The sequence below is a fragment of the Streptomyces sp. 13-12-16 genome (assembly GCF_002114215.1).
Classification (GTDB): domain Bacteria; phylum Actinomycetota; class Actinomycetes; order Streptomycetales; family Streptomycetaceae; genus Streptomyces.
Genome location: NZ_NCTE01000682.1, coordinates 1 through 8,104, shown reverse-complemented (window position 1 = coordinate 8,104; position 8,104 = coordinate 1). Strand labels below are relative to the sequence as shown.

Genomic DNA, 8,104 nt, shown 5'->3' with positions numbered 1-8,104 from the left:
AGTTGCTGGACCACTGGACGCTCGGCGCCCGCGAGTCCGCCGCGCTCGCCCGGCTGCTGGCGGACGCCGAGGGGCTGCGGCCGGTGGGCGGGGTGACGGACCGGCTGGGCCGGCCCGGCCAGGCCTACGTGTACGACGTCGGCTCCGGCATCCGCCACATGCTGATCCTGGACCCGTCCACGGGTGCCGTCCTCGGCCTGGAGCAGACGTTCACCACCGACCAGCCCGAGTACGGTGTGCGGGCGGGCGACGTCATGCAGTACAGCGCCTGGCTGCGCTGATCACCTCCGTACCGGCGTTCCTACTCGTCCCAGGCCTGGATCATCACCTGCCCGGTGATCTTCCCGTCCCGCAGCGTGAGCATCGACTCCGACAGCACCCGCACCCCGTCCGGGTACCGGCAGCTCTCGCAGTAGGCGGCGTGATCGCCCTGGACGACGCACGCCTCCAGCGTGTGCGTCATGTCGCGGCTGTAGACGTCGTCCAGCACGGCGGCGATCTCGTCCCGGCCGTGCAGGACCTTGGGGTGGCTGGGCTGGGTGTTGCGGTCCACGACGCGCAGTTCCGCGTCGTCCGCGTAGAGCGACACCAGGTTCGCCGACGTGTCCGCCTCGATGCCCCGGCGCAGCGTGTCGGTGCCGAAGACGGGTTGTGACGCGGTCGTCATGACGACCCACCTCCTCCGGAGGGCCGCGGCCCGGACCTCCGGCGGGCCGGGGCGACCTCCCCTACGAGCGTCCTCCGGCCCGCCGGGCAGGGCAAGCCGGGCCCCGCGCCGCCCGGCGCCGCTCACCCGGCCGTCGCCAGGAACTGCGTGGCCGCCAGCTCCGCGTACAGCGGATCGGCGGTCACCAGTTCCCGGTGCGTGCCGACGGCCCGTACCCGGCCCGCGTCCATCACCACGATCCGGTCGGCCGCCGTCACCGTGGACAGCCGGTGCGCGACGACCAGGACCGTCGTCGTACGCGCCACGTCGGCGACGGTGTCGCGCAGCGCCGCCTCGTTCACCGCGTCGAGCTGCGAGGTGGCCTCGTCGAGCAGCAGCAGCCGGGGGCGGCGCAGCAGGGCGCGGGCTATGGCGACCCGCTGGCGCTCCCCGCCGGACAGCTTGGTGCCGCGGTGCCCGACGAGGGTGTCGAGCCCGTCCGGCAGCCGGGACACCAGACCGTCGAGCCGGGTCGTCCTCAGCACCCGGGCCAGGGTGCCGTCGTCCGCCTCGGGGTTGCCCAGCAGCAGGTTGTCCCGCAGGGAGCCCGACAGCACCGGCGCGTCCTGCTCGACGTACCCGATGGCGGCCCGCAGCCGCGGCAGCTCCCAGTCGGCCAGATCACGGCCGTCGAGCGTGATCACGCCGGAGTCGGGGTCGTAGAACCGCTCGATGAGGGAGAAGACGGTGGTCTTGCCCGCGCCGGACGGGCCGACGAACGCGGTCATGCCCTGGGCGGGCACGGTGAACGTCACCCCGTGGTGGACGTACGGCAGGTCGTCGGCGTACCGGAAACGGACGTCCTCGAAGGCGAGCGCGGCGGGCGCCGTGCCGGTGTCGGGCAACCGCGCGGGCCCGGCGGCCGGTTCCGCGGGCAGCCGCAGCGCCTCCTGGATCCGGGCGAGGGCGGCACTGCCCGTCTGGTACTGCGTGAGCGCGCCGACGACCTGCTGGATCGGCGACATCAGATAGAACACGAACAGCAGGAACGCCACCAGCGTCCCGATGTCGATGGCGTCGGTCGCCACCCGCGCGCCGCCCACCGCGAGCACCGTGATGAACGCGATCTGCATCGCGAGACCGGCCGTGTTGCCCGCCGCGGCCGACCACTTGGCGGCGCGCACGCTCTGCCGCCACGACTCCTGCGCGGCCTCGTGCAGCGCGCGCTCCTCCCGCGGCTCGGCACCGGACGCCTTGACCGTGCGCAGCGCGCCGAGCACCCGCTCCAGCGAGGCACCCATCACACCGACCGCGTCCTGCGCCTGCCGGGAGGCCCGGTTGATGTGCGGCACGATCACCCCCAGCACCGTGCCCGCGAGCGCGATCACCCCCAGCGTGACACCCAGCAGCACCGGGTCCACGAAACCCATCAGCACCACGGTCGCGACCAGCGTCAGCCCGCCCGTGCCGAGACCGACCAGCGAGTCCGTGGTCACCTCGCGCAGCAGGGTGGTGTCGGAGGTGATGCGGGCCATCAGGTCGCCCGGCTCACTGCGGTCGACGGCGGTGATCCGCAGCCGCAGCAGATACGACGACAGCGAGCGCCGCGCCCCGAGCACCACCGACTCGGCGGTGCGCCGCAGCACGTACGAACCCAGCGCCCCCAGCACGGCGTTGGCGACCACGAGCGCCGACATCAGCAGCAGCGCGCCGGTGATCGCCCGGTCGTCCGAGAGGTCGTCGATCAGGTCCCGGGCCACCAGCGGCAGCATCAGCCCCGTCGCCCCGGTCATCAGGGACAGCACGGCGCCGCCCAGCAGGGCCCACCGGTGCGGTCGTACGTATCCGAGGAGCAGCCGCCAGGCGGGCGGGCCGGATTCCTCTGCCGCGATGCTCACGTCGCCCCCCTCGGCGTCGGTCGGAGGTTCAGGCTACGTCGCGGGGGCGGACCCGCCGCACGGCGGGCGGCGGAAGCGATCATTCCCGCGTAGGGTCGGGGGTACGGACACGGCCGATGAAGGAGTCAGCAGCATGGCGCAGGAAGTACGCGGCGTGATCGCACCCGGCAAGGACGAGCCGGTGCGGATCGAGACGATCGTCGTACCCGATCCCGGCCCCGGCGAGGCGGTCGTCCGGGTCCAGGCCTGCGGGGTGTGCCACACCGATCTGCACTACAAGCAGGGCGGGATCAGCGACGACTTCCCCTTCCTGCTCGGCCACGAGGCCGCGGGCGTGGTCGAGTCGGTCGGCGACGGCGTCACCGACGTCGAGCCCGGTGACTTCGTGATCCTCAACTGGCGCGCGGTGTGCGGGAAGTGCCGCGCCTGTCTGCGCGGACGCCCCTGGTACTGCTTCGACACCCACAACGCGAAGCAGAGGATGACCCTCACCGACGGCACCGAGCTCTCCCCGGCCCTGGGTATCGGCGCCTTCGCCGAGAAGACCCTGGTCGCCGCCGGACAGTGCACCAAGGTCGACCCGGCCGTCTCCGCGCAGGTCGCCGGGCTGCTCGGCTGCGGTGTGATGGCCGGCATCGGCGCCGCGATCAACACCGGGAACGTCGGCCGGGGCGACTCCGTCGCCGTCATCGGCTGCGGCGGCGTCGGGGACGCGGCGGTCGCCGGGTCCCGGCTGGCCGGAGCGGCGAAGATCATCGCCGTCGACATCGACGACCGCAAGCTCGAGACCGCCCGTTCCATGGGCGCCACCCACACCGTCAACTCCCGCGAGACCGACCCCGTCGAGGCGATCCGCGAACTCACCGGCGGCTTCGGCGCCGACGTCGTCATCGAGGCCGTGGGCCGCCCCGAGACCTACCGGCAGGCCTTCTACGCCCGCGACCTGGCCGGCACCGTCGTCCTGGTCGGCGTGCCCACCCCGGAGATGAAGCTCGAACTGCCGCTCCTCGACGTCTTCGGCCGCGGCGGCTCCCTGAAGTCCTCCTGGTACGGCGACTGCCTGCCCTCCCGCGACTTCCCGATGCTGATCGACCTCCACCTCCAGGGCCGCCTGGACCTGGGCGCGTTCGTCACCGAGACCATCCGGCTGGACGAGGTCGAGAAGGCGTTCGAGCGGATGCACCGGGGCGACGTGCTGCGCTCGGTGGTGGTGCTGTGATGGCCGCCCGCATCGAACGACTCGTCACCTCCGGGCAGTTCAGCCTCGACGGCGGCACCTGGGACGTCGACAACAACGTGTGGATCGTCGGCGACGACCACGAGGCGATCGTCATCGACGCCGCCCACGACGCCGACGCCATCGCCGAGGCGGTGGGGGACCGGCGCCTCACCGCCATCGTGTGCACCCACGCCCACAACGACCACATCGACGCCGCGCCCGCCCTCGCCGAGCGCACCGGCGCCACCATCTGGCTGCACCCCGACGACCTGCCGCTGTGGCAGCAGACCCACCCCGACCGCGACCCCGACTCCTGGCTCGTCGACGGCCAGGTGATCGAGGCCGCCGGCGCCGACCTCACCGTGCTGCACACCCCGGGGCACGCGCCCGGCGCGGTCTGCCTGTACGACCCGGGGCTGGGGGCCGTGTTCACCGGCGACACCCTCTTCCAGGGCGGTCCGGGCGCCACCGGCCGCTCCTTCTCCCACTTCCCGACGATCATCGACTCGATCCGGGACCGGCTGCTGACCCTCCCGCCCGGGACCGAGGTCCTCACCGGCCACGGCGACCCGACCACCATCGGCGCGGAGGCCCCGCACCTGGAGGAATGGATCGCACGCGGCCACTGAGCGGTCCGCCCGGGTGACCGGCGCGAAAAGGTGACAGAGGATGTCCGGCTTACCCGTCACGCTCGAAGCGACAGCAGAGAGCCGCTGACGGGAGGCCGTACATGTCGGAGCAGTTGAAGGGCAGGGTCGCACTGGTGGCCGGGGCGACCCGGGGCGCCGGACGGGGCATCGCCGTGGAACTGGGGGCGGCGGGCGCCACCGTGTACGTCACGGGCCGCACCACCCGCGAACGCCGCTCCGAGTACGACCGCCCCGAGACCATCGAGGACACCGCCGACCTGGTCACCGAGGCGGGCGGCCGGGGCATCGCGGTGCCGACCGACCACCTCGAACCGGGGCAGGTGAAGGCGCTCGTCGACCGGATCGCCGGCGAACAGGGCCGCCTGGACGTCCTCGTCAACGACATCTGGGGCGGCGAGACGCTCTTCGACTGGGAGGCACCCGTGTGGGAGCACGACCTGGACAAGGGACTGCGCCTGCTCCGCCTCGCCGTCGAGACCCACGCGATCACCAGCCACCACGCGCTGCCGTTGCTGCTGCGTCACCCCGGCGGACTGGTCGTCGAGGTCACCGACGGGACCGCCGACTACAACCGCGACCACTACCGCGTCTCCTTCTTCTACGACCTCGCCAAGTCCTCCGTCCTGCGCATGGCGTTCGCCCTCGGCCACGAACTCGGCCCGCGCGGCGCCACGGCCGTCGCCCTCACCCCGGGCTGGCTGCGCTCGGAGATCATGCTCGACCACTTCGGCGTCCGCGAGGACAACTGGCGCGACGCCCTCGACGACGTCCCCCACTTCGCCATCTCCGAGACCCCGCGCTACGTCGGACGGGCCGTCACCGCCCTCGCCGCCGACCCGGACGCGGCCCGCTTCAACGGCACCTCCCTCTCCAGCGGCGGACTCGCCCGGGAGTACGGCTTCACCGACCTCGACGGCAGCCGCCCGGACGCCTGGCGCTACCTCGTCGAGGTGCAGGACGCGGGCAAGCCGGCGGACGTCACCGGTTACCGCTGATCCCGTCCGCACCCTGCCGCCGTGATCACCGGGCGGTTACCTTCACCCCATGACGACGGACACGAGGCGCTTCGCGGGGTACGGGGTTCTGATCACCGGGGCGGCACGCGGCATCGGCGCGGCCACCGCCCTGCGCTTCGCCGAGGAGGGGGCGCGGGTCCTGGTGGCCGACGCGGACCCCGACGAGGCGGCCAGGACGGCGTCGGCGCTGCGGGGGCGGGGGCTCGCGGCCGAGCCCTTCGTCTGTGACGTGGCCGACCGCGCCATGGTCGAGGCGGCCGTGGCGCACGCCGTGGGCGCCTTCGGCTCGCTCGACGTCCTGGTGAACAACGCCGCCCACTGCACCCCGGACGCGTCCCGCTTCGAGGACCAGCCGGACGACGAGTGGGCCACGGACCTCGACGTCACCCTCACCGGCGCGTACCGCTGCTGCCGTGCCGCACTCCCGCACCTCGCCGCCTCCGGCCGGGGCGCGATCGTGAGCGTCGGCTCCGTCAACGGCCTCCAGGACTTCGGCAACCACGCCTACAGTGCGGCCAAGGCGGGCCTGATCTCCCTCACCCGCACCCTCGCCGGGCACGCGGCGCCCCGCGGGGTCCGGGTCAACCTCGTCGCCCCGGGCACCATCCGCACCCGCGCCTGGGCGGGCCGGGACGCGGAGCTCGAAGCGGCCCGGCACCTCTACCCGCTGGGCCGGGTCGGCGAGCCGGAGGACATCGCGGCGGCCGTCGCCTTCCTCGCCTCCCGCGACGCGGCGTGGATCACCGGCACCACCCTCACCGTCGACGGCGGCATCACGGCGGTCAACACGGGGTTCCGGCAGGCGCTGGACGGGATCCCACCGCGATAGCCGATCATTCCCGGCCCTGTTGACCGGGTGTCACCGTTCGGTCGCATCCCGGTCCGTCCGCACAACCGATTTTCCAGTCGGGTCGTCTACCTGGCAGAGTGCGCAGGCCATGCGCTCACTTCTGCGGAAAGGCAAAACGGACCATGGGGGACACAAGTAGACGGAGTGCCGTCATCCTCGGAGTCACCTCGCTGGTGGCCCCGCTCACACTCGCACTGGGTGCGACACCGGCGCAGGCCGCGAGCTGCACCACCTCGGCGGGCCCGTACCAGAAGAAGGTGGAGAAGTTCCTCGGCCGCCCGGCCGACGGAAAGCAGTCCTCCGCCGACTGCAAGGCCATCCGCGCCTTCCAGACCAAGCACGGCATCACGCCGAACATCGGGTACGCCGGCCCCGTGACCTGGGGCGTGATGGACCTGATGAACAAGCAGAAGGCCGTCGGGAAGAACCCGAACAAGTCAGGCAAGTGCCCTACCAACAAGGGCCGTATCGCCTGCGTGGACCTCACGCTCCAGCTCAGCTGGATCCAGGACGGCAAGAAGCTCGTCTACGGCCCCGTCCCGGTGCGCACGGGGCGCAACGGGTACGAGACCCGCACCGGCCTGAAGAAGATCTACTGGCGCAACATCGACCACGTCTCGACCATCTACGACGTGCCGATGCCCTACAGCCAGTTCTTCGACGGCGGCCAGGCCTTCCACTCGGTCGGCGTCAGCATGTGGAACCCGCCGGGCTCCCACGGCTGCGTCAACATGACGAAGACCGCCGCCAAGAAGTACTGGTCGCTGCTGAGGAACGGCGACGACGTCTACGTGTACGGCCGCAAGCCGGGCACCTGATCGTCTCGGGCGCCCGGTTCGCCGGGCGCCCCGCACCCGGGTGCTCCCCGCGGTCCGGATGTGAACTCGCCCACGTTCCTTGGCAGATGGACGTGATCAGTAACACTGCCCGAAATGTCCGATGAGCGTGCGATTGCTCACAGCGTCTTCACGTCCGGCGCCGTATGCTTCACGGCATGTCCACCACTGTTGAACCCTCCTCCGAGCGATCGGCTGCCGAGGTCAACGAGGAGATCCGGGCCCTGTGGCTCCGGTCGGGCGGGACACTGAGCGTCGAACAGCGCGAGGAGTACCAGCGCCTGGTCCAGGAGTGGGCCTCGGCCCTCCCGCAGCCGGCCAGGGCGGCCTGAGCGGCTGCCGACCGATCCCCTCGGATCGTGATCCCGTCCACGGGGCACCCGTGACCGAATGGGTGCCCTTCTCGCACTGACCTCGGCCCTCTGCTACGGCTTTGTCGACTTCGCCGGCGGGCTGCTGTCCCGCCGCGTGCCGCATGCCGCCGTCACCTTCCTCGGCCAGCTCGGCGGCCTCCTGCTCGCCGCGGGGGCCGCCCTCCTCCTGCCCGCCGCCGCCCTCGCCGGCTCCGACCTCCTCTGGGGCGCCCTGTCCGGCGTCGGCAGCGCCACCGCCATGCGCTTCCTCAACCGCGGCCTGAGTCACGGCGCGATGAGCGTGGTCGTACCGGTGAGCGCCGTCACGGGCGTCGCCCTGTCCGTCCTGTGCGGTGTCCTCCTCCTTGGTGACCGCCCCGGCGGCCTGGCCTGGGCGGGGATCGCCGTCACCGGACCCGCCCTGTGGTGGGTGGCCGGCGGCGGCACCCGGATGGGCCGGGAGGCCACGGACGGGCTCCTGGCCAGCGCCGGTGTCGCCGTGCAGTACGTCGCCCTCGGCCAGGCGGACCCCGTGAGCGGGCTGTGGCCGGTCGTCGCGGGCCGGGTCGCCGCCGTCCTCGTCCTGCTCCCCGGCGCCGTCCGCCACCCCGAGGCCCTCCGGCTGCCCGCGCGACC

General features: G+C 72.5%; 9 protein-coding genes and 1 pseudogene. 8 read left to right on the top strand and 2 right to left on the bottom strand.

All coding sequences use genetic code 11. The features are described 5' to 3' along the window. Positions 1-281 (top strand): annotated as a pseudogene (locus tag B7767_RS25925) (hypothetical protein); the annotation flags it as partial. Positions 282-301: 20 nt separating this feature from the next. Here the strand turns inward: B7767_RS25925 and B7767_RS25920 are convergent. Both B7767_RS25920 and B7767_RS25915 read right to left on the bottom strand, forming a co-directional pair. Next, positions 302-667 (bottom strand): nuclear transport factor 2 family protein, encoded by a 366-nt coding sequence (locus B7767_RS25920; RefSeq protein ID WP_085574304.1) that lies wholly within the window; start codon positions 665-667, stop codon positions 302-304. A gap of 122 nt (positions 668-789) precedes the next feature. Next, the gene (locus B7767_RS25915) at positions 790-2,544 is read right to left on the bottom strand and encodes an ABC transporter ATP-binding protein (protein ID WP_085574303.1); all 1,755 of its coding nucleotides are present in this window, start codon (positions 2,542-2,544) and stop codon (positions 790-792) included. 133 nt (positions 2,545-2,677) lie between these two features. Here B7767_RS25915 and B7767_RS25910 point away from each other — a divergent pair, with 133 nt between their 5' ends. The 7 genes from B7767_RS25910 to B7767_RS25880 form a co-directional block, all read left to right on the top strand. Continuing rightward, positions 2,678-3,763: an S-(hydroxymethyl)mycothiol dehydrogenase gene (locus tag B7767_RS25910; RefSeq protein WP_085574302.1), complete on the top strand. Its 1,086-nt coding sequence runs from the start codon at positions 2,678-2,680 to the stop codon at positions 3,761-3,763. Further along, on the top strand, positions 3,763-4,392 hold the full coding sequence (locus B7767_RS25905) for an MBL fold metallo-hydrolase (protein WP_085574301.1): 630 nt from the start codon (positions 3,763-3,765) through the stop codon (positions 4,390-4,392). The genes B7767_RS25910 and B7767_RS25905 overlap by 1 nt, the downstream gene beginning before the upstream one ends. Positions 4,393-4,493: 101 nt before the next feature. After that, positions 4,494-5,408 carry an SDR family oxidoreductase gene (locus B7767_RS25900; RefSeq protein ID WP_085574300.1) on the top strand — a complete coding sequence of 305 codons (915 nt, stop codon included), beginning with the start codon at positions 4,494-4,496 and terminating at the stop codon, positions 5,406-5,408. A 49-nt stretch (positions 5,409-5,457) separates the two neighbouring features. Next, a complete protein-coding gene (locus B7767_RS25895) occupies positions 5,458-6,258 on the top strand; it encodes an SDR family NAD(P)-dependent oxidoreductase (protein ID WP_085574299.1) in 801 nt (266 codons plus the stop codon). Positions 6,259-6,401: 143 nt separating this feature from the next. Further along, on the top strand, positions 6,402-7,097 hold the full coding sequence (locus B7767_RS25890; RefSeq protein WP_085574298.1) for a L,D-transpeptidase family protein: 696 nt from the start codon (positions 6,402-6,404) through the stop codon (positions 7,095-7,097). Between the two features lie 164 nt (positions 7,098-7,261). Continuing rightward, positions 7,262-7,447, top strand: a complete 186-nt coding sequence (locus B7767_RS25885; protein ID WP_030863721.1) for a hypothetical protein — start codon at positions 7,262-7,264, stop codon at positions 7,445-7,447. 58 nt (positions 7,448-7,505) lie between these two features. Further along, on the top strand, positions 7,506-8,104 hold a 599-nt coding region (locus B7767_RS25880; protein ID WP_107486331.1), incomplete at its 3' end, for an EamA family transporter.

Bases quoted from the DNA above. Each gene is read 5' to 3' on its own strand.
- B7767_RS25920 (WP_085574304.1), bottom strand. From the start codon at position 667: ATGACGACCGCGTCACAACCCGTCTTCGGCACCGACACGCTGCGCCGG.
- B7767_RS25885 (WP_030863721.1), top strand. From the start codon at position 7,262: ATGCTTCACGGCATGTCCACCACTGTTGAACCCTCCTCCGAGCGATCG.
- B7767_RS25900 (WP_085574300.1), top strand. From the start codon at position 4,494: ATGTCGGAGCAGTTGAAGGGCAGGGTCGCACTGGTGGCCGGGGCGACC.
- B7767_RS25905 (WP_085574301.1), top strand. From the start codon at position 3,763: ATGGCCGCCCGCATCGAACGACTCGTCACCTCCGGGCAGTTCAGCCTC.
- B7767_RS25910 (WP_085574302.1), top strand. From the start codon at position 2,678: ATGGCGCAGGAAGTACGCGGCGTGATCGCACCCGGCAAGGACGAGCCG.
- B7767_RS25895 (WP_085574299.1), top strand. From the start codon at position 5,458: ATGACGACGGACACGAGGCGCTTCGCGGGGTACGGGGTTCTGATCACC.
- B7767_RS25890 (WP_085574298.1), top strand. From the start codon at position 6,402: ATGGGGGACACAAGTAGACGGAGTGCCGTCATCCTCGGAGTCACCTCG.